A 23,401-nucleotide genomic window follows, 5' to 3' on the forward strand; every position below is an offset into this window, starting at 1 on the left:
CGTATCAGTAGTCGTTGGCCGCGGCGTAGAGCGCGCTCGTGGCCTTGCGAGAGGCCGACTCGCCGAGGTGGTCTGGAACGTGCATGGTCAACGCGAGCCGGGTTCCCTTCACGGCGCAGGCGAACTGTCTTCCGATGGTCACCGAGCGCGATTCGTAGACGCGTCGGCGGCGGGCCGGCCGGAGGGCGAGGGTGGCCCGTATCTCGTCGTCGCCGAGCCCGAGGTGGTCGGCTGCCGCCTCGATCATCCAGGTTGCCTCTGGCAGTGGCATCGACGCCAGAATGGCGGCAGCTCCGGCGCAGTCGGCTGCGCTCGCGCGCTGACCTGGTCGCGGCGTCAACGGTAGCGGCTGCCTGCCCGGGTGGACGTCGACGAAGATCACCCGGTCACCGAAGAGCTGAATCAGCGAGACCGTGTGCCCATCGAGTTCTGTTGTGGCGCAGGCTCGAAACACGCGATGCACGACCGCGGCGGGGTCCGAGAGGCTGGGCCAGCGACCTCCGGCTCGCAGATCACCGCTCGCGCCTCGCGCGACGAGTCCGACGTCCTGCAGGGTGCCCAGCAGGTCGGCGATCGAACTCTTGGGCAGTCCGATCCGCGCGCTCAACTCGGCCGGGGTGTTGGCAGTGCCCGACGAGACGGCGTCGAGGATCTTCGCCCCGCGGTGAACCGCTGGACTACGTGGCGCGTCTATCCCCATGGCTGGTAGTCCGCCGCATTGTGCGCGTCGATCAGTCGTGGCGCCAGGTAGACAGAGGACCGAGGTACCCGCGCACCTCGGTGCAGGGCCGTCCCGATCTCCATCGCCGTATGCACCAGGGCTTTCGGATCCTGCGTCGCTGTGGCGATGATCGGCCCACCACTGCGGATCTCCTCGACTGCGCCCCGTGCGCCGTCGACGCCGACGATGGGCAGGAAGAGTCCTCTGCTGCGCAGTACGCGCGAAATGCCGATGGCGATCTGGTCGTTGCTTGCGAAGAAGCCGTCGACCTCGGGATGACTGTCGAGGACTTCCTCGGCAGCCCGCTGTCCCGAGGGGGCATTCAGTTCGCCATAGCTGGTAGCGACTACCTCGACGTCGGGGTGCCGGGACATGGCGGCGAGGCAGCCGGCAATGCGGTCCGAGTTGGCGGTGATCGGTATCCCACCCACCACTGCGACGCGTCCGCGTCCGCCGAGGGCGCGTGCCAGTGCACCCCCGGCCAGCGAGCCCGCTTTCGTGTTGTCCGTCGCCACCACGGCATCGGCGCCGCTGACGGCCGAGCCGATGGCCACCACCGGAATCCGTGCCGCGCGGGCAAGATCGCATGCCTCTTCCAGGCCATCGGTCGCGACCGGTTCGATGAGGATCAAATCCATGGCTTGATCCACGAACTCGCAAACCCGACGGGACTGCTCGCGGGTGCTTTCGCTGGCGGTGTGGACGTGTAGCCGTGCATCGAGACGCGCGGCTTCGTCACGCAGCGCGCCTATCTCGGCAAGGAAGAAGGTCTCGTCGAGTGGGTAACTGAAGCCGATGTCGTGAATCGGCCACGCCTGCGCCCTGGCGATCGAGCCGAATTCGTAGACGCGGGGCCCCAACGCGTACGTGCCGTCCACACCTCGAGCGAGCAGGTTCTCACTGGTGAGCGCGTGACAGATCCCCATCACGCTGCTCTTCGGGAAGCCAGTCGCCTCGGCGAGTTCGGCGAGCGCCATCGGGCGCTCGGCGTCGCAGATGCCCTGCAGGATGCTCGCCGCACGCATCAACGCCGGAACGCGTCCGCGGGTGACGGGAGGAAGGGCGTGTTCCACCCCGACCGCAGGGTCGGTCATTCGAGTCACCTTAACCGACGCGCCAAAGCCGCTACCCGCAAACTCGTCGTCGAATCTGCCTTCGTCCCTGCGCATTCGGCTACGGGTGGGCGGAGGGGGGACTCCCAGACGATCGCAGGGGCCAGTACCGGGAGTTGTTGACAAGGTCGCAGCGGCCTGCTTAGTGTGTGTTTCATCACTCGGCGGCTGGTTCGATATATGAAACGGACCAGTCGGATGCCACTTGTCTGGGAACCTCCTACGCAGGTGTGCGTGGTCGGCGTCGACATGGTGCTGATCCGCGGTTCGAAGCCCATGTCGTCGAAGGAGATACCGTGGTGACCTCCCAGCGTGTCGTCGGTGCGATCAGCGTGGTTCTCGCCCTCACCATGGTCACGGGCGGCTGTACCAAGAAGGATTCGGCCGCACCCGCTTCGTCCGGCGACAGCAGTGCAGCACAGGACTCGGGCGGTGCCGTGAAGGTCGCGTTCGTGCCAAAGCTGCAGGGATCGCCCTACTTCGAGGCCATGGACACAGGCGCCAAGCAGGCGGCGACCGAACTCGGTGACGTCGAGTGGCTCTATCAGGGCCCCACGTCGGCCGACGCTGCGGCCCAGGCGCAGGTCGTCCGCTCCTTCATTCAGCAGAAGGTGGACGTACTGGTCGTCGCGCCGAACGACCCCGACTCGATGGCGCCGTTGATGAAGCAGGCGCAGGACGCGGGCATCAAGGTGATGACCGCCGATACCGACGCGCCCAACTCGGTCCGTGAGGCGTTCATCAACCAAGCCACCGCCGAGGGCATCGGCAACACCACCGCCGAGACGCTCATGAAGGCGATGGGCGGAAAGGGCAAGTGGGCCATCGTGTCCTGTGGAGAGACGGCAGAGAACCTGAACTCCTGGATCGCCGCGGAGAAGGCCTACGTATCGGCCAAGTACCCGGAGGCCGAACTCGTCGACGTCGTGTACTCGGGTGAGGATCAGGCCAAGGGAACGCAGATGGCCACCGACCTGATGAGCGCACACCCGGACCTGACCGGTCTGCTGGGTCAGTGCACGACCTCGGCGGTCGGCGTCGCCCAAGCCGTGAAGGACGCAGGCAAGATCGGGCAGGTGTTCTCCGTCGGGATCGGCACGCCGAAGTCGATGAAGCCCTACCTCGAAGACGGCTCCTCGTCGGGATCGATCCTCTGGAACGTGCAGAACCTGGGCTACCTCACGGCGTGGGCCGGACAGCAGATCGCGCAAGGCAAGCCGTTCGAGGCCACCAACAAGGTCAGCGATGCGATGCCCGACGTCAAGTGGGACGAGGCGAGTAAGACGCTGGTCCTCGGTGACCCGCTGTTGATCACCACCGAGAACGTCGACCAGTTCGATTACTGAGCACCGAGGATCGCTGGTCCAGTGAGGTCGTCATGTCACAACCGAGGCTGACGCTGCGCGGACTGGTCAAGAGCTACGGTGCGGTCAAGGCCATCCGGCACGCCGACTTCGAAGTCCGGTCCGGCGAGGTGCACGCATTGGTGGGAGAGAACGGCGCGGGCAAGTCGACGCTGATCAGGATCATCTCGGGTGCCACGACGCCGGACTCCGGCACGATCACTCATGACGATGTGCCAGTGACGATTTCGTCCACCGTCGATGCGATTGCACTGGGGATCGCCACGGTGTATCAGGAACCGCAACTCTTCGCGGAACTGACCGTGGCCGAGAACGTGTTCATGGGCCGCGAGATCGTCAAGGGCGGCCGCGTCGACTGGGCTGCCCAAAATGAACGGGTCGCCGGCCTGTTGCAGGCTCTCGATCTGCCGGCGAAGCTGACGACCGCGACTGTCGGCGACCTGCCCGTCGCCACTCAGCAGCAGGTGTCGATCGCCAAGGCGCTGGCGGGTGAGGCCCGGGTGCTCATCCTCGACGAGCCCTCGGCCATCCTCACCGACGCGGAGATCGACGTCCTGTTCGGGATCATCCGGCGCCTCGCGGACGACGGTGTGTCGATCGTCTACATCTCCCATCGGCTGGACGAGGTCGTCAAGATCGCCGATCGGGTGACGGTCATGCGCGACGGAAGCACCATCGGTACCTACGCGATGACGGACATGACGGTGCGACGGATGGCCGAACTGATGGTGGGCGAAGCACTCTCGGAACACTCCGGGCCCCGTTCCACCCCACCGGGAGACGTGGTGCTGGAGCTGAAGTCACTGGCTCGGACCGGATCGTTCCATGACGTGAGCCTCCAGCTGCGTGCGGGCGAGATACTTGGGCTGTACGGTCTCGTGGGCTCCGGTGTGGCGGAGATCGCCGAGTGCATCCATGGACTGGCGAAGACCAGTGGTGGCGAGATCGTCGTCGAGGGCCGCGCGGTCGCTCCACGATCACCGCGCGAGGCCGCCGACGCGGGTATCGCGCTACTGCCCGCCAACCGCAAGACCGAAGGGATGTTCTCCTTCCAGTCCATCGCGTTCAACGTGTCGATCGGCCACCTCCGCCGGTTGTCGCTCGGCAGGGCCTTCGTCGACCGACGCAAGGAACGCACGGTGGTCAAGGACCTGATGAAGCGGTTGGCGGTGCGCGCGACCGACGAGAACCAGCCGGTCGGAAACCTATCCGGGGGAAATGCGCAAAAGGTGATGCTCGCAAGGCAACTCGTCGAACGGCCGACGCTCCTGCTGCTGGCCGAACCCACGCAGGGCGTAGACATCGGCGCCAAGGAGGAGATCCACCGGATCATTGCCGAACTCGCCGACAACGGCACTGCCGTGCTGGTCGCCACCTCCGACCTGCAAGAGGCGCAACGCATCACCGATCGGCTGCTCGTCGTCCGGGCGGGCACCATCGCCGCCGAGTTCGGACCCGACGCCCGACAGGCCGACATCCTGGCCGCTGCAGCCGGCGACCGCGAGGGATCGGCGACCGCATGAGCGTCCCCACCGACGCCAAGGTCAGGCCGGTGCGCGCTCGGGGACGGGTGTTGCCCCCTCCGGTCACACCCGCCGAGATCGTCCTCGTCGCCGTGCTGGTCGTGCTCTGGATCGCCCTGGCGGCAGCCACACCCGCGTTCCTCAGCGCGGGGTCGATCATCCCGCTCCTCGTCGAGGTAGCGCCGGTCGCGTTGATCGGCATCGGCATGACGTTCGTCATCATCACCGGCGGCATCGACGTGTCGGTGGGCGGCGCCATCATGGTGTGCTCCGTCGTCACGGCCAAGCTGATGCGGGATCAGGCGCTACCCGCGTGGGCTTGCCTCGCCGTCGCGCTCGCGACCGGCGCGGTGCTCGGACTCGTCAACGGCGCCCTGATCGCCTACGGGCGCGTGCACGCCATCATCATCACCTTCGGCACGTGGAACGTCTTCCTCTTCGTGGGTCTGCAGATCTTCGATTCGCAGCCGATCAGCGGAATGCCGAACACCCTGGCCTGGTTTGGTCGCGGGGCCGAAGGTCGCACGCTGTTGGTGCCACACAGCTTCGTCATCATGGTGGTCCTCGCCGCGGTCGCATGGTGGTACCTGCGGCACACGGCGGGCGGGCGCCACTTCTTCGCGGTGGGCGGCGACCCGGTCGCCGCCCGGCTGGCCGGAATCAGGGTGCAGCGCCGGATCCTGATCGCCTACGTCACGACCGGACTGCTGGTGGGGCTGGCCTCCATCTTCACCCTTGCCAAGGGCACCTCCCAGCTCGACCAGTCCGTCGGGTCCGGTCAGGAACTCGCCGTGATCGCCGCCGTGGTCATCGGCGGAACCTCGATCATGGGTGGGCGGGGGTCGGTGCTGGGCACGGTACTCGGGGCGCTCCTCGTCCAGACCGTGAAGTCCGGCGTCACGCAATTGGGGTGGCCATCGCAGCTGTCGGACCTGTTCGTCGGGATCTTCATCGTCGTGGCCGTGGGTACCGACCTTCTCCGACGGCGCGCGAGGAGGAACCCGTGAGCGTGGAGAGTCCTGCACCCGCCGTGGAGCGATCCACGGCACGTCGCCGAGTCGATCGCATCGTCGAAGCCGTACTCACCCAGCGGATCGTGTTGCTCGGGGTGCTGATCGTCATCGTCGTCGCGTGGCTGATGTTCCTCAGTGCCAACGGCTACCTCAACGGGGACTACGACTTCGACTACATGTCGGCCACCCTGATCGACGCGGTTCCGTTGGCACTGTTGGCGTTCGCCGAACTCGTCGTCATCGTGTCCGGCCGCGGCGGCATCGACCTGTCGGTCGGTGCCATGGTCTCGTTGGTGGGAATGATCTTCGGATTCGCCTACGGCAAGTGGGGCTGGCCACTGCTCGCCGCCGTCGTGCTGGCCGTCGTCGTGGGTGCGGTACTCGGTGCCATCAACGGATTCCTCGTCGCCCGCATCGGCTTTCCTGCGCTCATCGCCACCTTGGCGACCTACTACGCTTACCGGTCGATCGCGCTGGTCATCAACGACCAGAAGCCCATCAACAGTCCTGAGATTCAGAACCTCTATCCGCTCACCGGTTCGGTGCGCGTACCGATCATCGGCGACTACATCCCCGACGTCCCCCTAGGGGTGTTCACCTTCTTCCTGCCCGTGCTCGTCGTCCTGTGGCTGGCGCTCGAACGCGGCACCTTCGGCCGCAGGCTGTACGCCGTCGGCACCAACGACGTCGCAGCACGGTGGGCCGGCGTCGACGTGCCGGGCACGCGGATGCGGGCATACGTGCTTTCCGGCATCCTGTCGGGACTGGTGGCGGTGTACATCACGGCGGAGTTCGCCTCGGCCCGCCCGGATGCCGGCACCGCGGGCAACGGCCTTGCGCTGCCTGCGATCACGATCGCCGTACTGGGTGGAGTCGCGATCACCGGCGGCGTCGGGCGGTTGGCGGGCGTGCTGCTGGCCACGTTGCTGATCGTGTGGCTGAACGCCGGCATCATCTTGTACTTCGAGGGCAACACGGGTACGCAGTCCCAACTGCTAGCCCTGGGTGTGGTGCTCGTCCTGTCCGCGCTCCTCAACGGCTTCACCACGCGAAGATTCAGCGGCAGCGACTGATTCGGCGCCTCCGCCCACCGAACGAAGGAACACCATGACAGTGCTCGACGCCTTCTCGCTGACCGGCAAGCGGGCTCTGGTGACCGGCGGCAATCGCGGTCTCGGGCTGGCGTTCGTCCGCGGACTGGCCGAAGCGGGTGCGGAGGTCGTCTTCGTCTCACGCGACGCCGAACGCAACGCCCATGCCGTCGATGCCCTGGCCCAGGACGGACTCCGCGTGCAGGCGTTCGAGGTCGACGTCACCTCGCAGGACGGCCCCGATGCGGCGATCACCGGTGCCGTGGAACGACTCGGCGGTTTGGACCTCCTTCTCAACAATGCCGGTTTGGCCATTCACAAGCCCGCGCTCGAGATCACCGATGACGAATGGGATCTGGTGTTCGACGTCAACACCCGATCACTGTGGCGGCTCAGCCAGCGGGCAGGCGCACACATGCGGGAGCACGGTGGCGGCAACATCCTCAACGTCGGTTCGATCAGTTCGCTGATCGTCAATCGTCCGCAGTGGCAGCCGTCGTACAACGCGTCGAAGGCCGCCGTGCATCAGTTGACGAAGTCACTGGCTGCCGAGTGGGCGCCGTACGGCATCCGGGTCAACGCGATCGCCCCCGGTTACGTCAAGACCGAGATGGCGCCCGTGGACAGACCCGAGTTCCGGCAGCACTGGATTGAGGACGCACCGATGAAGCGCTACGCGCTGCCGGAGGAGATCGCGCCCACCGTCGTCTACATGGCATCGGACGCGTCGGCGTTCATGACCGGGTCGGTCGTCGTCATCGACGGCGGCTACACCGTGTATTGACGGCGATCGCCTCAGCTGGCGACCGCGTAGACCACTGCGGCTAGCGCGAAGGACATGAACCCAATGGCGGTCGCAATGACCGTCCACGTCTTCAACGTGGTCACCGTGTCGAAGCCACAGAAGCGTCCGATTAGCCAGAAGCCGGAGTCGTTCACGTGCGAGAACGTGATCGAGCCAGCGCAGATGCCGATGACGACTGCAGCCAGGGCTACCGCTCCGAGGTTCATCGACGTCACGGCGGGGGCCATGATCGCGCCGGCCGTCGTCGCAGCGACGGTGGCAGAGCCCTGCGCGACGCGGAACGCGATGGCGATCAGGAAGCCGGAGAGCATGACCGGCAGACCGAGGGCGTCCAGGCCGTCGGCCAAGGTCTGGCCGATACCGGTTTCGGTAAGGACCCTGCCGAAGGCGCCACCCGCCCCCGTGATCAAGATGATCGAACAGACCGGCGCCAACGCGTCGTCGACGAGATTCTCCAGCAGCCCGCCGACCGACTCGCCACGCCGTCGTCGTGGCCGGAGGTACAGCAACACCATCGCCAACAAGACGCTGATCAGCAAGGCCATCGAGGTCGTTCCGATGAGGCGGGAAAGCTGGTACCCGAGGTTGTCTTCGGTCACGGCGCCATCTGCCTCGAGAGTCGAGAACACCGTATTGAAGAAGATCAACAGCAACGGCAGCAGTAGTACGAGGATGACGGTCCAGAAACCCGGTCGCTCGTCCTCGGGATAGTCCTTCGGCTCGCCGAGCAGGTTCGGCACCGGCATGTTCGGATAGCGCTTGGCGATGATCAGGCTGAGTCGGTAGCCGGCGAGATACCAGGTCGGCAGGCCGACCAGGAGAGCGACGAGGACCACCATCCCGACGTCCGCGCCCATCACCGTCGCCGCGGCCGTCGGGCCGGGGTGAGGCGGCGTCAGCGCGTGCATCATGAGAAACGCACCGATCGACGGCAGCACGTAGAGCATGAACGATCCGCCCAGGCGCCGAGCCACGGTGTAGATGATGGGCAGCATCACGATGAAACCGGCGTCGAGGAAGATTGGGAAGGCGTAGAACAGGGAGGCCACGGCGAGGGCCAGTGGTGCCCTCTTCTCACCGAACCTCTCCAGCATCTTGTCGGCCAATGTCTGTGCACCGCCGGTCATCTCGACGAGACGTCCGAGTACGGCACCGAAGCCGACCAGTAGTGCCACCGTGCCGACGGTGTTACTGAAGCCGGCAATGACCACGCTGACGACGTCGCCCATGCTGATGCCTGCGGCAAGACCGGTCAGCACGCTGACGATGATCAGCGAGAAGAAGGCGTGGAGCCTGACCTTGATGATGAGGAACAGCAGCACCGCGATGGCGACGACGGCGATGACGATGAGCAGGGCGGCGGGCCGCTCCGCGAGAACTACTTCATCCATGGGAGTCCCTTCGGGGATGGTAGACGCGGGAGGCGGCCGTTGACCGAAGCCGCCGGGTGTGGGGCTGCTCAGGACCCCTTCGGCGCCGGCCCGAGTTCGCGCAGCAGATCACCCATGCGGGAATAGGCCCTGTTCCGGTAGGCGATGACGGCAGCCTTCGTGTCGTCGTCGAAGTCGCCCGTCCACCCCTTGCCGTTCTTGGTGCCGTGACGGCCTGCGTCCACGTTGTCCGTGAGGAGCTTGGGGGTGGCCATGCGCTCGCCGAACTCGTTCTCCAGGGTGCGGAATCCCTTGACGTACACGTCGAGTCCGGCTTGGTCGGCGATGGCGAACGGGCCGAAGAATCCCAGCCGGAACCCGAAGGTGGTGCGCACGATCGTGTCGACGTCCTCCTTCGTGGCCACACCCTGTTCGACGATCAGGGTCGCCTCCTTGAGCAGTGCGTATTGCAGACGGTTGAGCGCCATGCCCGGTGTATCGGCGACTTGGGCGCCCTCACACCCGGCCCGTACCAGGAGGTCCTTGATGGAGTCGATGACCTCCTGCGTGGTGGCCTCCCCGGCGACCAGCTCGACGCCGGGGATGAACGGCGCGGGGTTGGAGAAGTGCACGGTCAGGAACCGCTCGGGATTGGTGACTGCCTCGACCAGCACCTTGACCGGGATGGTCGAGGTGTTGGTGCCGATGATCGTGTCGGGGCGTGCGCTCGCGCAGATCCGCTCCAGGACCTCTTTCTTCACGTCGGGGTCTTCGAAGACGGCCTCCATCACGAAGTCGACGTCGGAGACGGCGTCATCGAGGCTGTCGCCGGCCGTGAGGTTGCCCATGATGGTCTCGGCACTACCCGTATCGAACAGGCCCTGTTCTTCGAATTCCCTTGCCTCCCGGTCCAACCGCTCGAGGGCCTCTCGGGTGGCCTCGACGCTGACGTCGGCGATCCGAACCTGGAAGCCGTTCAGTGCGAGGACCTGGGCGATCCCGCCGCCCATGTATCCGGCGCCGACGACTGTGACGGTGTTGATCTTGCGCATGCGATGCCCTTCGGGGTTTGAGGTCAGGCGAGTGCGGAGGTGAGGACCTGCTGGATGTACTCCCGGTTCTCGGCGCATACGCCCAAGGAGTCGGAGCCGTAGTGCTCGCAGCAGAACGGCCCGGTGTAGCCGAGTTCGAGTGCGAGGCGGATCATCTGGCGGTAGTTGATGTATCCGTACTTCAACGGCAGCGGGGCGGAGCTGTACGCACCGGTCGCGGGGTCGTAGTCACGCGAGTAGTTCTTGATGTGCCAGAAGTTCGAGTGGGGAAGCACCGTCGCGTACATCTCGGCGAAATGGGGCATCGGCCGGTGCAGCCGGATCAGGTTGCCCAGATCTGGGTTCAGCCCGACTGCCTCGTGATCGACGTCCTGAATGAAGCGGACGGCCTCGTCAGGTGTCCCGATGTAGGTGTCCTCGTACATTTCGAGACTGAGTTCGATCCCGTTCCCGCGGGCGTGGTCACCGAGTTCGCGGATGCGTTCCACCGCCAGGTCGCGAAGAGCCGGGTCGTCGACGTGCCCCGTCACCAACCAGAACCAAATGTGCTCGCTCTGTTCGGGGGTGATCGCCTGCATGAAGCCCGTGTTCACGATGGTGGCGCCGAAGGACGGCGCCAGGTCGATGAGGCGGTGTGCGTCAGCGAGGTTCTGCGTGCCGTTCTCGACGTCTACGACCGAGTTGCGGGTCATCGAGATGGAGGAGATCGCCAGGCCTTCGTCGTTTAGAACGGTGCGAAACTCCTCGACGCGATCATCGGACAGAGCGGCGAGCGGGACCCAGGCATCGGTCGGATCGATGTAGTCGAAACCCAGCTCGCGGACTTGGCGCAGCTGCCTGGCCCACACGTCGGGGGGCGCGTCTTTGATGTGACCGCCATCGGGTGCTCGATTGCCGAAGCCGAGCATGTTGGCCGCAATCGGCCAACCGTGAGCCGTGTGCACCCTGGACCTCCGTCGTGGTCTACGTCACATCTGATCACATAGGATATAGGCATTGCTGGCCGATCTGTCAACGCCCGGTAGACTTCACTTCCTGAGAAGCGCCGTGCGCAGCGACGACGTGGCGAGGTGTTCGTTGGGCGGTGACGCCGCTGGGGTTCGGAAAGGTCAGCAGTGGGAGCCCACGGGGACGCTTTGCCGTCGCGCAACACGCTCGTCGACCAGGTCTACGAGCGACTAATGGAACTGCTCCTCGACGGCACCCTGCGCTCCGGAGATCCGATAAGCATCGACGGGACGGCCCGTCACCTCGGCGTATCGCCCACGCCCGTGCGCGAGGCGCTGGCTCGCTTGGAGTCCACCGGCAACGTCATTCGGGTGGCCATGCGCGGGTACCGCGTGCCGGAGGTGCCGGGCGCAAAGGAGATGGCGGACATCATGGATGCCCGCCTGCTCATCGAGCCCCGGCTCGCAGAACTGGCCTGTGCCAGGGCCGATGCCGACTTGCTGCGTGCACTCGAGGAGGCGATTGAGGAGCAGGAGCGGGCGCCGCACACTTCCGATGCCGCGGCCATAACGAAGTACCACCGTCCGGATGAACGTTTCCACCGCTTGATCGCCGAGCACGCGGACAACAGCGCGTTGCTGCGGGCGTATGACGCACTGGGCGGCCACGGGCAACGCTTCCGGCTGTTCGTTGGAGTGGGCGTTCAGGATTCCGAACATGCGATCGCCGAGCACCGAGAGCTGCTCGCGGCGTTCAAGCGAGGCTACGGCCCCGAGGTCTACCGCATCATGCACGCACACATCACCGGAGTGAAGGAGCGCGCGCTGGCCGAGCGCGCACGCGCAGAGGACTCTAATGAGATTCCCGACGCTCGTGGCCACGATGAAGGCATCGCGAACTCTCGCGATTGAGCGCCTGAATCCTATACGATTTGGCAGATATCCGGACCGCAACTCAGCCTCGCAGCTAACTGGAGCATTCCCAAGGACGGAACGATGACGTACCTGCTCAACTCCCCAGGCGACTTCGCGGCCGAAGCCGTTCGCGGTCTCGTCGCCGCCCACGGCGAACTCCTGGTCGAGGTGCCCGGCGGTGTGGCGCGAGCGACGCAGACGCCACAGGGCCAGCCCGCACTCGTGATCGGCGGGGGTTCGGGTCACTATCCGGCCTTCGCCGGATGGGTCGGTCCCGGCATGGGTCACGGTGCTCCGTGCGGCAACGTCTTCTCGTCACCCGCCGCGTCCGAGGTGTATTCGGTCGTGCGCAACGCCGAGAACGGCGGAGGCGTCATCTTGGGCTTCGGCAACTACGCGGGGGACGTGCTGCACTTCGGCCTGGCTGCCGAGAAGCTGCGTCACGAGGGCATCGACGTGCGGATCGTCACCGTCAGTGACGACATCGCGTCCAATGGTCCGGAGAACCACCGCGACCGTCGGGGCGTCGCCGGCGATTTGCCCGTGTTCAAGATTGCGGGCGCGGCCATTGAAGCCGGTGCAGACCTCGATGAGGCGGAGCGCGTTGCGTGGAAGGCCAACGACGCGACGCGCTCGTTCGGCCTGGCCTTCAACGGGTGCACTTTGCCCGGGGCCGATGAGCCGCTGTTCCACGTCGACAAGGGGCAGATGGGGGTAGGGCTTGGCATTCACGGCGAACCCGGCGTCCGCGACGACCGCATCGGCAGCGCTGCCGAGACCGCCGATCTGTTGCTCGATCAACTATTGACCGAAGAGCCTCCGCGCGGCGAAAACGGGTACGACGGCCGGGTGGCCGTCATCCTCAACGGACTCGGCACGGTCAAGTACGAAGAACTGTTCGTCGTCTACGGGCGCATTGCCGAGCGCCTCGAGGAGAAGGGACTCACCGCCGTGCGTCCGGAGGTCGGCGAGTACGTCACGAGCCTCGACATGGCGGGCCTGTCGCTGACCCTGGTGTTCCTCGATGACGAACTCGAGAAGCTATGGCTGGCACCGGTGGAGACGCCTGCGTACCGCCGCGGGGCGATGCCGGACGCCGACCGGTCTCCGCGCACCGGCGTCTGGAACGCAGCAGAGGCGGAAATTCCGCGAGCAAGCCAGGATTCGCGAGTTTGCGCGCAGAGCATCGCCGCAGTACTGGAGACGTTCCAGCGCGTGTGCGCCGACAACGAGGCCGAGCTTGGCCGCCTCGACGCGGTCGCCGGCGACGGCGATCATGGCCAGGGCATGTCGTTCGGTTCCCGCGGCGCGGCGCGAGCAGCTCGCGCTGCGGTGGATGAGGGCGCCGGTGCCCGGACCACGCTGCTGCTCGCCGGTCAGGCCTGGGCGGATGCGGCTGGAGGCACGTCGGGAGCGTTGTGGGGCGCGGCGCTGACCAGCGCAGGTGGTGCCTACTCCGATACCGAGAACGCCGATGACCGGAACGTCGTCGACGCAATCAGCGCCGGGATCGACGCCGTCATCCGTCTCGGCGGCGCGAAACCTGGTGACAAGACGATGGTGGACGCCGCCCTGCCCTTCCGGGACGCAATGGAGGAGGCCTTCGAGACGGAAGCGGGGCCAGCCATCACCGCCGCGGCACGCGTGGCCCGCGATGCCGCCGACAGGACGGCGGACATCACGGCGCGGTTGGGCCGCGCTCGGGTACTCGGTGAGAAGAGTGTGGGCACACCGGACCCAGGCGCGCTGTCGTTCTCGATGCTGATGACGGCTCTTGGCGAGCACCTGACCCGGTGAACGAAGACCATTGAGAAGGAGTGCAGCATGGCATTGAGGATCGTAATCGGCGGAGACAAGGCGGGATTCAACTACAAGCAGGCTCTGCGCAAGGACCTCGAGTCCGACGATCGGGTGGAGGTCGTGGAGGACGTTGGTGTCGGTGACGCCGAGGACGACACGTCCTACCCGAACGTCGCGATCGCTGCCGCCGAGAGAATCGCCAAAGGTGAGGCGGACCGAGCGCTGCTGATCTGCGGCACAGGGCTAGGCGTGGCCATCGCAGCGAACAAGGTCAAGGGAATTCGAGCCGTCACAGCCCACGATTCGTACTCCGTGCAGCGCTCAGTGCTGTCGAACAACGCACAGGTGCTGTGCATGGGGGAGCGAGTCGTGGGGCTGGAGTTGGCGCGGGTGCTGGTCAAGGAATGGCTCGGCGTGCAGTTCGACCCGCAGTCCTCCTCGGCGGCCAAGGTCGATGACATCTGTGCGTACGAGAGTGACTGACACGGGAACGAACAATTTGGGCCTGCTGTGGGTGGGCACGAGTTGGAAGATGAACAAGGGTCTCAGTGAGGCCCGTTCCTACGCACGCGGTTTGGCCGAGTACGTCGGTCAGACCGACCTCTCCGGAGTGCAACCCTTCATCATCCCGTCGTTCACCGCGCTGGCCGCTACTCGCGATGAACTCGGAGACGATTCGAAGGTACTGCTCGGGGCGCAGAACGCGCATTGGGAGAACGAGGGACCCTGGACCGGCGAGGTGTCCGTTGCCCAGGTGAAGGACGCCGGCGCGCGACTGGTCGAGATCGGTCATTCCGAGCGTCGCGAGCACTTCGGGGAGACCGTGGCGACGACTCGGCTGAAGGTGGCCACCGTCCTCGCCCACGGGCTCGTTCCACTGCTGTGCATCGGCGAGAGCGCCGACGTCAAGAATGCCGGTGAGTCCTCACAATTCATCCTCAACCAGGCGGCAGGCGCGCTCGATGGCCTCACTGCAGAGCAGATGGCTCGCGTCCTCATCGCCTACGAGCCCATCTGGGCCATCGGCGAGAGTGGGCGTCCTGCCACGGACAAGGAACTGCGTAAGCCGTTCGCCGACCTAGGACGCGAGTACGGCAGTAGGACAGCGGGTTTGCTCTACGGGGGCTCGGTCGGTCTCGACAACGCCGAGGACCTGCTCGGCATCGACGAGGTCACCGGTTTGTTCATCGGTCGGGCCGCATGGCGGTTGGCCGGATACGTGCGACTGCTCGAGATCGCCGCGGCTCATCAGAAGGCACGCAACACGCGTTGATCGCGAACCGGATAGCTCTGCGCGTTCGGCGTCTTTCCGGCAACACCCCTGCGGTAACCGCCCGCCGAGGGCGCGGGCACTTCCCGGAGCAGACCTACACCTTTAGCGAAGACGAAGGCGGAGCCCACGCCCACCAGCGCCAGCGCGACGCGTCGGCTCAGGGTGACCGGATCCGGATCGACGGCCACCAATCCCGTGGCGTCGAGCGGCTCGGGTTGGGTCTGCCATCACATGGTCTTTCAGCACCGAGCACATCGAACGCGACCACGGAACGCCACATCGCGGGCCACTTCACCGCGACGTGCACGACGAACCCGGCGACGAAGGCCCAGGCGCCCCGGTAGTGCGCGGTGTAGAAGCTGAATCCCACGACGTAGTCGTACTGGATGTCGAGTACACCCGTGACCATCTCGAAGAGGATTCCGCCTACGAGGGCCAGAAGCGAGATGCGTTCCGGCGCCCGGGCGTTCGACGTCACGGGTGGCATTTGGAGAAACTTCGGGATCACCGACCACAGCTTCGCCGGCACCCACGGAGCAAGGATCAGCCCAAGTCCGACGTGCACGCCCTGGTTGAGCCGATACAGCCATGACGGTCGGGTGGGCCAGTCAAAGGTGGGGAGATGCAGCCACCCGACGTCGCCGGGGATCGACTGTCGGAACTCGGGCCGGTAGGCAACCCACGACGACCGCAGTCCCGTGACGGTCACGATCGGCAGCGACAGGAACGCGAGAGTTGGACAGCGCACTCTCACCGCCTCAAACGGCGTGCGCAATGGCGAACAGGCCGCCGACGCCGATCAGGTAGACGACGATGACGGCGAGGGAGTCCGCGCCCATCCTGGCGATGCGGCGTTTCGGGCGGAAGATCAGACCGGCCGCGTAGATCAGCGTCAAGACCATCGCCAATGCGGTCAAGTAGATGTCGGCCTTCTCGGCCTGGGGAAGCACGGCATTGCCCGAGATCAGCGTCGCCATCAGGAACAGGACGGGCAGGAAGGCGTTGCCTCCAAAGATGTCCGAGACGGCGAGTTGGTAGTCGCCGTTGCGCACCGAGGCCAACCCGGTCGACAGTTCGGGCAGCGACGTGGCGGCGGCAAGCACGGTGGCACCGAACAGCACTCCCGAGAGCCCGATGTCGTCGGCGATGGCGTCGCCGGTGCGCTCCAGCACGACACCGGCGACCAGCGTGACGGCGGCTGCGATGCCGAAGATCGTCGCCGACTTGGCCGTGCTGATGCCACGATCGGTGGCCTTCTGTTCGTTCTGAGATGTGCTGTGGCCGCGGGGACGATCCTGGCCGTCCGGTGGTTGGCCCGATTCGTGCCACGGCAGTGACCGTCCCGCACGGCGTACCAGCAGCAGACCACCGACCCATGCAACAAGGATCAGCAGGGCAGCCGGCGTGACGTGGAACGCGATCAGCGACGCAGGCAGCTGGGTGCCGGCGATCACGACGGCCAGCACCGCCACCACCACGGCGGCCTCGACGACGAGGACCAGAGATGCCGCGCGGTACATCAGCGGCCGCGGCCCACGTACGCCGAAGGCGTCCAGCGCGACCAGCACGACGGTCTGGATCGCTATTCCGCCCAATATGTTTCCGACGGCGACACCGAGATTTCCGGAAAGCGACGCACTGGCCACGATGGCGATCTCAGGTAGGTTCGTCGCCACCGCCAGCAGAATCACCCCGCCCAGCGCCGCGCCTAGGTGCAGCCGCGTGGACAGCACGTCGGTCTGGTTGGACAGGGAGATGCCCGCCACCCAGATCGCCGCCGCTGCCGCAACGAAGGCGAGGATCGACGCCCACAACGGCCAATGGGACACGGGACTCCTCGTCGGTTGGGGGCAAGGGAGGGGTGTACCCGGACCCACGGCCGACCACACGGTTGCTGAACCAGTTCATTCGAAGTTTCGCGAAAGCGCATGCGCAAGCGCTTGCGCTGCCCTTAGGGTCCCAGGGAGCACGCGGCGCGACCGGCGTCGCATCCGGGACAAGGGAGTCCAGATGTTCGGAAAGCGCAACAGAAGCACGCTCGCAGTCGGGGCGGTTCTCACCGCGGGTTCGCTGATGCTCGGCCTGACCGGCTGCGGCGGCTCTGACTCCGACAGCGTCAAGGTCGGCCTGATCACCAAGACCGATTCCAACCCGTTCTTCGTGCACTTGCGTGAGGCCGCACAGGCGCAGGCCGACAAGGACGGCGCCGAGCTGATCTCGCTTGCGGGTGCGTTCGACGGCGACAACGAGGGGCAGGTCGCGGCCATCGAGAACATGGTCGGCCAGGGCGTGAAGGGCATCCTGATCACCCCGAACTCCTCCACCGGCGTGCTCGACGCCATCAAGAAGGCACGCGACGCGGGCGTCGTCGTCATCGCCCTCGACACCGCGACCGATCCCGAGGACGCCGTCGATGCCACGTACGCCACCGACAACAAGGCCGCGGGCGTCGCCCAAGGCAAGTGGGTCAAGGCTGCGCTGGGCAACAAGGCGCCCCAGGTCGTGATGCTGGACGGAACCCCCGGTGGCACCGTCGACACGTTCCGTCATGACGGATTCCTCGAGGGCTTCGGCATCACGAACGACTCGCCGGAGATCGTCGCCCAGGAGAACACCAATGGCGACCAGACCAAGGCGCAGACCGCCATGGAGAACATCCTCCAGCGGGCGCCGGGTATCAACGCGCTCTACACCATCAACGAGCCGGCGGCCGCCGGTGCGTATCAGGCGATTCAGTCCGCCAACCGTGTCGCCGAGATCACCATCGGATCGATCGACGGCAGCTGCACGGGTATCGCGGACGTGAAGTCGGGCAAGATCGGCGCCACGGTGCTTCAGTTCCCGGCCAAGATGGCCGAGCAGGGCGTGCAGGCCGTGGTCGAGTTCGCCAAGAACGGCACCAAGCCCAGCGGTTTCAACGACACCGGCTCACAGCTCGTCACCGACAAGCCCATGCCCGGAGTCGAGTCGCAAGACACCGCCTGGGGCGAACAGAACTGCTGGGGCTGAGCCAACACATGACCACCGGCGCTCCTGCGACGGCACCATCGACGGCGAAGCCATCGGTATCGAGCCGGCTGAACGTAGGCAACCTCCTACGTGAACCGCTGCTCGGTCCGCTGGTGGCGCTAGTCATCGCCATCGTCATCTTCAGCTCGGTCTCGAATTCGTTCCTCAACCCGCAGAACGTGTCGCTGATCCTCCAGCAGTCTGTGGTCGTCGGCATTCTCGCCGTGGGTCAGACGTTGATCATCCTGACCTCCGGCATCGACCTCTCGATCGGCGCGGTCGCCGTCTTCGGCACGATCGTGATGGCGCAGAGTGCCGGCGCCAACGGACCCTTCATGGCCCTCGGGTCGACGCTGCTGGTATGCGTGGTCTTCGGTGCCATCAACGGCGGGCTCGTCACGGCGCTGCGACTGCCACCGTTCATCGTCACGCTGGGCACGTTCACCGCAATCCAGGCGGCCACCCGCCTGCTCGCAGGGTCCGAGACCTACCGGGTGGAGCCCGGACTGCTCACGTTCCTCGGCACGTCGTTCCGCATCGGCTCGTTCTCCACCACGTACGGCGTGGTCGCGATGCTCCTGGTCTACCTGGTGATGTGGTACGCACTGTCTCAAACCGCCTGGGGGAAACACGTTTACGCCGTAGGCGGTAACCCGCAGGCGTCGGACCTGTCGGGCATCAAGTCTCAGCGCGTGCTGTTCTCGGTCTACATCACCACGGGGGTCATCGCGGCCATCGCCGCGTGGGCCGCTCTCGGTCGCATCCCCAACGCCGACCCGAATGCGTATCAGAACGCCAACCTCGAGTCGATCACCGCGGTGGTCATCGGCGGAACCAGTCTGTTCGGTGGCCGCGGCGGTGTTGGCGGAACACTGGTCGGCACCTTGATCGTCGGCGTCTTGAGGAACGGTCTCACCCAGGCCGGCGTCGACAACCTCTATCAGAACATCGCGACGGGGGTCCTCGTGATCGTCGCCGTGGCGGTGGATCAGTTCGCGCGCAGGAGATCACAGTGAGCGGCGCAGCCGTGCTCGAGGCGCGCGGACTCGTCAAGAAGTACGGCAACGTGACGGCGATCAACGGCGCCGACTTCGAACTCCGCGAAGGCGAGGTCCTCGCGGTCATTGGAGACAACGGCGCCGGCAAGACCAGTCTCATCAAGGCCTTGGCGGGTGCGGTGGTTCCCGACTCGGGGGAGATCCTGATGAACGGGACGCCCATGTCGTTCAGAAACACCCGAGACGCCAGGGCCGCCGGTATCGAGACGGTGTACCAAGACCTCGCCGTCGTAGCGGCCCTCGACATCGCGTCGAACCTGTATCTCGGGCGCGAGGTGCGGCGAAAGGGCGTCGCGGGCAGCCTGTTCCGCCGTTTGGACATGCCGCGAATGCGCGACGAGGCGTCACAGCACCTCGCCGACCTGAAGATCGGCATCAAGTCGGTGACTCAGGCCGTGGAGACCCTGTCCGGAGGGCAGCGTCAAGGCGTCGCGGTAGCGCGGGCGGCCGCGTTCGGCCGTGGCGTGATCATCATGGACGAGCCGACGGCCGCGCTCGACGTGCGTGAGTCGGGACAGGTCATCGACCTCATCAAGTCGATCCGCGACCGCGGCATTCCCGTGGTGCTCATCAGCCACGACATGCCGCACGTCTTCGAGGTGGCCGACCGGATCCACATTCACCGGCTCGGGCAACGCGCCGGTGTCGTCGATCCAAAGACGCGTTCGATGTCGGAAGTGGTGGCGCTCATGACCGGTGCAGAGGAGCCCACCGATGAGGAACGCGCCGGTCTCTGAGAAGGCCCCGGTGGGGGTCTTCGTGGGGTTGGCGACGCTCGACGTGATCCATCGCATTGCGAAACCGCCTGCGGTCAACCAGAAGATCACGTCGACCGCCCAGTTCGTCGCCGCCGGCGGACCGGCGGCGAACGCAGCCGTCACCTTCGCGGCATTGGGTGGCGCCGCGACCCTCGTCACCGCGCTCGGCGACGATCCGGTGGCCGACCTCGTCCGAGCCGATCTCGCCGCCTACGGCGTGAGTGTCGTCGATGCGTCCGCAGGCAGCAGTCGAGCGGTACCCGTCTCCGCGGTGTCGGTGCTCGAATCGACGGGTGACCGATCAGTGGTCTCGTTGGATGCCGTCAACTCCGATGCCGCGTCGCCGGAAGGCCTCGACGACCTGGTGGCGGGCGCCGACGTGGTGCTCGTCGACGGACACCACCCGCTGATCGCCCGATCCGCGGCGGCGTGTGCCTCGGCGCGGCGCACGACACTCGTCGTCGACGCAGGCCGGTGGAAGCCGGTGATGACCGACCTCGTCGTCCATGCCACGGACGTCGTGTGCTCCAACGACTTCCGGGTACCAGGCACGATTGACTCGGAATCCACGGCGGCGGCGCTCGTCGGCGGCGGTGTGCGCACCGTCGTCACCACACATGGTGGCAATCCCGTGCAGTGGTGGTCGGAAGGCGAGTCCGGATCAGTGCCCGCGCAGCCGGTGATGGTGGTCGACACCCTCGGCGCGGGCGATGTCTTTCACGGCGCGTACGCGTACTTCTCGACCCGGTTGGATACCGGCGTCGCAGACCGCGTCGACCGCTCCTCGCGTGTCGCGGCACTGCGGTGTTCGGTGGTCGGACCGCGGGCATGGCTGAGTCAACTCCCCACCGAATTCCACACTGAACAGACCCGGGAGCGACAACGGTGAGCATCGAGCGTGACGTGCAGGACGCCACACTGGACCAACTGGTCGAGTCGGCCATGGCGCTCGTCGTGCCCGGGCAGCGCCGCATCCTCGGTCTCACGGGCGCTCCGGGGGCTGGAAAGTCAACGGTGGCCGAGCAACTCGTTGCCGCGCTCGGTCCGGACGTGGCCGTGCTCGTTCCCATGGACGGCTTCCACCTCGCCAACGAAGTGTTGATCGACCTCGGGCGGAGAGATCGCAAGGGTGCGCACGACACGTTCGACGACGGCGGATATGCACGGCTGATCGAGACCCTGCGGGCGCAGCGTCTCGGCGACCCCGTCGTGTACGCGCCCAGGTTCCGGCGCGAGATCGAGGAGTCGATCAACTCGTCGATCCCCGTCCCCGCCACGGTGCCGCTCGTGGTCACCGAGGGCAACTACCTCCTGCTGGAATCCGATGCGTGGCCGGTGGCGCGGTCCCGCATCGACGAAGTGTGGTTCCTGGCGCCCGACACCGACGTTCGCCACGAACGGCTGCTCCGCCGACACGAGGCCTACGGAAAGTCCCCGGAGGACGCGGCGTATTGGGCGCTCGGGCCCGACGAGCGCAATGCCCAGTTGATCGAGTCGACCGCCAGTCGTGCAGACCGCATCGTGCGGCTCCAGTGACCACGATGGGCGACGTCGCCCGCATCGCCGGCGTCTCGGCGTCCACGGTCTCCCACGTGCTCAACGGCACGCGCAAGGTCGACTCGGGCACGCGCCTGCGCGTCGAAGCGGCGATCGAGGAGACCGGGTACCGCCGCAACGTGGTCGCACGGTCACTGGCCGCCGGGCGCACGAACACCATCGGGCTCTCGATCGCCGCCTTGACCAATCCCTACTTCGGAAGCCTGGTCCACGCCGTGGAGCGAGCGTTGTCGGACGCGGGTTACGTGCTGATCGTCGGCGATTCGCACGACCACGTGACGTCGGAGAAACGCGTCACCGACTCGCTCCTGGACCGGCAGGTCGACGGGATGATCGTGGCGCCGGCGGCAGGGTCGGAGCGGGTCGCCCTTCCCGACATCATCCGCACCGGAACGCCTTTGGTTCTGATCGACCGCGGTGTCGACCTGGACTGCGATCAGGTGGGTCCGGAGAACGTCTCGTCGGCTCGATCGCTGACCGAGCACCTGCTCGATCTCGGACATCGCCGGATCGCCGTCGTGCGGGGTCTCGCGGGCATCTCCTCGACGACCGAGCGCTTCGAGGGCTACACCACGGCGCTCGCCGACCGCGGCATCGCCGTCGACCCTGGCCTGGTCCTCGAGGGCGACTCGAACACCGACGTGGCCGAGCGCGAAGTGCACGCCTTGATGTCGACGAGCGACCGGCCGACCGCGCTCGTGTCGCTGAACAATGCCATGACGATCGGAACACTCAAGGCACTCCGCGCGCTCGGCCTGTCGATTCCGGCCGACGTCGCCTTCGTCTGTTACGACGACTTCGAATGGTCGGACCTCTTCGAGCCCAAACTCACGGCGGCAGCGCAGGACGTCGAGACGATCGGCGCCACGGCAGTCGATCTGCTCCTGCGCCGCATTCGAGGGCATGAGGCAGAACCGCAACGCATCAGCGTGCCCACCACGTTCCACCATCGCAATTCGTGCGGATGCACGTGACGCTCACCCCAGCGCCGTCTGAGAGGACTCTCGCCCATGCCGATTGCCGATCCCGACCAGTACGTGGCGATGCTCGATCGGGCCAAGGAGGGCGGGTTCGCATACCCGGCCATCAACGTGACGAGTTCGCAGACCCTCAACGCGGCGCTGCAAGGGTTCGCAGAGGCCGACAGTGACGGCATCGTCCAGGTGTCGTTGGGGACGGCTCTCTATCTGTCCGGCAACGCGATTCAGAACCGATTCGTGGGTTCGAGGGCGCTCGCGCTGTACGCCCACGAGGTCGCATCGCAGTATTCGGTCACCGTGGCCCTGCACACCGACCACTGTCCCGTCGAGAACCTCGACGACTGGGTCAGGCCGTTGATCGCCGACTCCATCGAACGTCGCAGCCGTGGACTGGGGCCGCTGTATCAGTCGCACATGTGGGACGGGTCTGCGGTTCCCCTCGCCGAGAACTTGCGTGTGGCAGAGGAATTGCTCGACGCCTCGGTGCGGGCCAACACGCTCCTGGAGATCGAGGTCGGCGTGATCGGCGGCGAGGAGGACGGCGTGTCCCACGAGATCAACGAACAGCTGTACTCCACGGTCGACGATGCACGCGCCACCATCGAGGCATTGGGAACGGGGGAGCGGGGCCGGTACCTGACGGCACTCACCTTCGGCAACGTCCACGGCGTCTACCGTCCGGACTCGGTCCATCTACGCCCCGAGATCTTGGCGGACATTCAGACCGTCCTTGGACGCGAGACCGGCAAGGACAAGCCGTTCGACCTCGTCTTCCATGGTGGCTCGGGATCGAGCGCCGAAGACATCGCGTCCGCCGTGGCGAGCGGTGTCGTGAAGATGAACGTCGACACCGACACCCAGTACGCATTCACCCGGTCCATCGCAGGGCACATGCTCGCGAAGTACGACCAGGTGCTCAAGGTCGATGGCGGGTACGGCAACAAGAAGGCCTACGACCCGAGGTCGTGGGGCAAGCCGGCCGAGCATGCCATGGCCGCGCGAGTCGTCGAAGCCGCGCAGATGTTGGGATCGGCCGGGCGGGCGATGCGCTAG

Annotated in this window: 23 protein-coding genes; 16 read left to right on the forward strand and 7 right to left on the reverse strand. The window is 66.1% G+C overall.

Annotated features, from left to right (window positions below; translation table 11 throughout):
• Positions 1–4: 4 nt before the first annotated feature.
• Both G6N61_RS19240 and G6N61_RS19245 read right to left on the reverse strand, forming a co-directional pair.
• Complete coding sequence (locus tag G6N61_RS19240; RefSeq protein WP_163919982.1) at positions 5–700, reverse strand: helix-turn-helix domain-containing protein; 696 nt, start codon at positions 698–700, stop codon at positions 5–7.
• A complete protein-coding gene (locus G6N61_RS19245; RefSeq protein ID WP_308214997.1) occupies positions 691–1,890 on the reverse strand; it encodes a substrate-binding domain-containing protein in 1,200 nt (399 codons plus the stop codon). Before G6N61_RS19245 ends, G6N61_RS19240 begins: the two co-directional genes overlap by 10 nt.
• Positions 1,891–2,132: 242 nt before the next feature.
• On the opposite strand from G6N61_RS19245, the gene G6N61_RS19250 reads away from it, so the two are divergent.
• Genes G6N61_RS19250 through G6N61_RS19270 form a run of 5 tightly spaced genes read left to right on the forward strand, consistent with a single transcriptional unit; the run spans position 2,133 to position 7,608 of the window.
• Complete coding sequence (locus G6N61_RS19250; protein WP_198339304.1) at positions 2,133–3,179, forward strand: autoinducer 2 ABC transporter substrate-binding protein; 1,047 nt, start codon at positions 2,133–2,135, stop codon at positions 3,177–3,179.
• A 32-nt stretch (positions 3,180–3,211) separates the two neighbouring features.
• The gene (locus G6N61_RS19255) at positions 3,212–4,720 is read left to right on the forward strand and encodes a sugar ABC transporter ATP-binding protein (RefSeq protein ID WP_163919986.1); all 1,509 of its coding nucleotides are present in this window, start codon (positions 3,212–3,214) and stop codon (positions 4,718–4,720) included.
• Positions 4,717–5,727 (forward strand): ABC transporter permease, encoded by a 1,011-nt coding sequence (locus G6N61_RS19260; RefSeq protein WP_163919988.1) that lies wholly within the window; start codon positions 4,717–4,719, stop codon positions 5,725–5,727. Before G6N61_RS19255 ends, G6N61_RS19260 begins: the two co-directional genes overlap by 4 nt.
• The gene (locus G6N61_RS19265) at positions 5,724–6,806 is read left to right on the forward strand and encodes an ABC transporter permease (RefSeq protein ID WP_198339305.1); all 1,083 of its coding nucleotides are present in this window, start codon (positions 5,724–5,726) and stop codon (positions 6,804–6,806) included. The genes G6N61_RS19260 and G6N61_RS19265 overlap by 4 nt, the downstream gene beginning before the upstream one ends.
• A gap of 34 nt (positions 6,807–6,840) precedes the next feature.
• Positions 6,841–7,608 (forward strand): SDR family NAD(P)-dependent oxidoreductase, encoded by a 768-nt coding sequence (locus G6N61_RS19270; RefSeq protein WP_163919990.1) that lies wholly within the window; start codon positions 6,841–6,843, stop codon positions 7,606–7,608.
• Positions 7,609–7,619: 11 nt separating this feature from the next.
• Here the strand turns inward: G6N61_RS19270 and G6N61_RS19275 are convergent, their stop codons facing one another.
• From G6N61_RS19275 to G6N61_RS19285, 3 genes are all read right to left on the reverse strand, one after another.
• Positions 7,620–9,020: a GntP family permease gene (locus tag G6N61_RS19275; protein WP_163919991.1), complete on the reverse strand. Its 1,401-nt coding sequence runs from the start codon at positions 9,018–9,020 to the stop codon at positions 7,620–7,622.
• Between the two features lie 68 nt (positions 9,021–9,088).
• The gene (locus G6N61_RS19280; RefSeq protein ID WP_163919992.1) at positions 9,089–10,051 is read right to left on the reverse strand and encodes a 3-hydroxyacyl-CoA dehydrogenase family protein; all 963 of its coding nucleotides are present in this window, start codon (positions 10,049–10,051) and stop codon (positions 9,089–9,091) included.
• A gap of 23 nt (positions 10,052–10,074) precedes the next feature.
• On the reverse strand, positions 10,075–10,995 hold the full coding sequence (locus tag G6N61_RS19285) for a sugar phosphate isomerase/epimerase family protein (RefSeq protein ID WP_163919993.1): 921 nt from the start codon (positions 10,993–10,995) through the stop codon (positions 10,075–10,077).
• A 171-nt stretch (positions 10,996–11,166) separates the two neighbouring features.
• Here G6N61_RS19285 and G6N61_RS19290 point away from each other — a divergent pair, with 171 nt between their 5' ends.
• The 4 genes from G6N61_RS19290 (at position 11,167) to G6N61_RS19305 (ending at position 14,986) form a co-directional block, all read left to right on the forward strand.
• Complete coding sequence (locus tag G6N61_RS19290) at positions 11,167–11,910, forward strand: GntR family transcriptional regulator (RefSeq protein WP_264076716.1); 744 nt, start codon at positions 11,167–11,169, stop codon at positions 11,908–11,910.
• An 84-nt stretch (positions 11,911–11,994) separates the two neighbouring features.
• Positions 11,995–13,710: an L-erythrulose 1-kinase gene (gene lerK / locus G6N61_RS19295; RefSeq protein WP_163919997.1), complete on the forward strand. Its 1,716-nt coding sequence runs from the start codon at positions 11,995–11,997 to the stop codon at positions 13,708–13,710.
• Between the two features lie 27 nt (positions 13,711–13,737).
• A complete protein-coding gene (locus G6N61_RS19300) occupies positions 13,738–14,196 on the forward strand; it encodes a ribose-5-phosphate isomerase (protein ID WP_163919999.1) in 459 nt (152 codons plus the stop codon).
• On the forward strand, positions 14,189–14,986 hold the full coding sequence (locus tag G6N61_RS19305; protein WP_308214998.1) for a triose-phosphate isomerase: 798 nt from the start codon (positions 14,189–14,191) through the stop codon (positions 14,984–14,986). Before G6N61_RS19300 ends, G6N61_RS19305 begins: the two co-directional genes overlap by 8 nt.
• Before the next feature lie 157 nt (positions 14,987–15,143).
• Here the strand turns inward: G6N61_RS19305 and G6N61_RS19310 are convergent, their stop codons facing one another.
• On the reverse strand, positions 15,144–15,734 hold the full coding sequence (locus G6N61_RS19310; RefSeq protein WP_198339306.1) for a hypothetical protein: 591 nt from the start codon (positions 15,732–15,734) through the stop codon (positions 15,144–15,146).
• A gap of 10 nt (positions 15,735–15,744) precedes the next feature.
• Positions 15,745–16,815 (reverse strand): sodium:calcium antiporter, encoded by a 1,071-nt coding sequence (locus G6N61_RS19315; RefSeq protein ID WP_163920004.1) that lies wholly within the window; start codon positions 16,813–16,815, stop codon positions 15,745–15,747.
• A gap of 181 nt (positions 16,816–16,996) precedes the next feature.
• Here G6N61_RS19315 and G6N61_RS19320 point away from each other — a divergent pair, with 181 nt between their 5' ends.
• From G6N61_RS19320 to fbaA, 7 genes are read left to right on the forward strand one after another with little or no spacing between them, the layout of a single operon-like run.
• Positions 16,997–17,995 (forward strand): substrate-binding domain-containing protein, encoded by a 999-nt coding sequence (locus G6N61_RS19320; RefSeq protein WP_163920006.1) that lies wholly within the window; start codon positions 16,997–16,999, stop codon positions 17,993–17,995.
• An 8-nt stretch (positions 17,996–18,003) separates the two neighbouring features.
• Complete coding sequence (locus G6N61_RS19325; protein ID WP_163920008.1) at positions 18,004–19,011, forward strand: ABC transporter permease; 1,008 nt, start codon at positions 18,004–18,006, stop codon at positions 19,009–19,011.
• Positions 19,008–19,790, forward strand: a complete 783-nt coding sequence (locus G6N61_RS19330) for an ATP-binding cassette domain-containing protein (RefSeq protein WP_179973492.1) — start codon at positions 19,008–19,010, stop codon at positions 19,788–19,790. Before G6N61_RS19325 ends, G6N61_RS19330 begins: the two co-directional genes overlap by 4 nt.
• Positions 19,768–20,700, forward strand: coding sequence for a PfkB family carbohydrate kinase (locus G6N61_RS19335; protein WP_163920010.1), 933 nt, complete (start codon positions 19,768–19,770; stop codon positions 20,698–20,700). The genes G6N61_RS19330 and G6N61_RS19335 overlap by 23 nt, the downstream gene beginning before the upstream one ends.
• Complete coding sequence (locus tag G6N61_RS19340; RefSeq protein ID WP_163920012.1) at positions 20,697–21,347, forward strand: nucleoside/nucleotide kinase family protein; 651 nt, start codon at positions 20,697–20,699, stop codon at positions 21,345–21,347. Before G6N61_RS19335 ends, G6N61_RS19340 begins: the two co-directional genes overlap by 4 nt.
• Before the next feature lie 5 nt (positions 21,348–21,352).
• Positions 21,353–22,342, forward strand: coding sequence for a LacI family DNA-binding transcriptional regulator (locus G6N61_RS19345; RefSeq protein ID WP_235887654.1), 990 nt, complete (start codon positions 21,353–21,355; stop codon positions 22,340–22,342).
• A 36-nt stretch (positions 22,343–22,378) separates the two neighbouring features.
• Entirely contained in the window at positions 22,379–23,401 is a 1,023-nt protein-coding gene (gene fbaA, locus G6N61_RS19350) for a class II fructose-bisphosphate aldolase (RefSeq protein WP_163920016.1), read from the forward strand.

Origin of the sequence: Mycolicibacterium arabiense (assembly GCF_010731815.2) — a bacterium.
Taxonomy (GTDB): Bacteria; Actinomycetota; Actinomycetes; order Mycobacteriales; family Mycobacteriaceae; genus Mycobacterium; species Mycobacterium arabiense.

Coding starts and splice junctions, on each gene's coding strand:
- G6N61_RS19325 (WP_163920008.1), top strand. CDS start 18,004: ATGACCACCGGCGCTCCTGCGACGGCACCATCGACGGCGAAGCCATCG.
- G6N61_RS19245 (WP_308214997.1), bottom strand. CDS start 1,890: ATGCGCAGGGACGAAGGCAGATTCGACGACGAGTTTGCGGGTAGCGGC.
- G6N61_RS19240 (WP_163919982.1), bottom strand. CDS start 700: ATGGGGATAGACGCGCCACGTAGTCCAGCGGTTCACCGCGGGGCGAAG.
- fbaA (WP_163920016.1), top strand. CDS start 22,379: ATGCCGATTGCCGATCCCGACCAGTACGTGGCGATGCTCGATCGGGCC.
- G6N61_RS19260 (WP_163919988.1), top strand. CDS start 4,717: ATGAGCGTCCCCACCGACGCCAAGGTCAGGCCGGTGCGCGCTCGGGGA.
- G6N61_RS19335 (WP_163920010.1), top strand. CDS start 19,768: ATGAGGAACGCGCCGGTCTCTGAGAAGGCCCCGGTGGGGGTCTTCGTG.
- G6N61_RS19275 (WP_163919991.1), bottom strand. CDS start 9,020: ATGGATGAAGTAGTTCTCGCGGAGCGGCCCGCCGCCCTGCTCATCGTC.
- G6N61_RS19345 (WP_235887654.1), top strand. CDS start 21,353: ATGGGCGACGTCGCCCGCATCGCCGGCGTCTCGGCGTCCACGGTCTCC.
- G6N61_RS19320 (WP_163920006.1), top strand. CDS start 16,997: ATGTTCGGAAAGCGCAACAGAAGCACGCTCGCAGTCGGGGCGGTTCTC.
- G6N61_RS19280 (WP_163919992.1), bottom strand. CDS start 10,051: ATGCGCAAGATCAACACCGTCACAGTCGTCGGCGCCGGATACATGGGC.
- G6N61_RS19270 (WP_163919990.1), top strand. CDS start 6,841: ATGACAGTGCTCGACGCCTTCTCGCTGACCGGCAAGCGGGCTCTGGTG.
- lerK (WP_163919997.1), top strand. CDS start 11,995: ATGACGTACCTGCTCAACTCCCCAGGCGACTTCGCGGCCGAAGCCGTT.
- G6N61_RS19255 (WP_163919986.1), top strand. CDS start 3,212: ATGTCACAACCGAGGCTGACGCTGCGCGGACTGGTCAAGAGCTACGGT.
- G6N61_RS19300 (WP_163919999.1), top strand. CDS start 13,738: ATGGCATTGAGGATCGTAATCGGCGGAGACAAGGCGGGATTCAACTAC.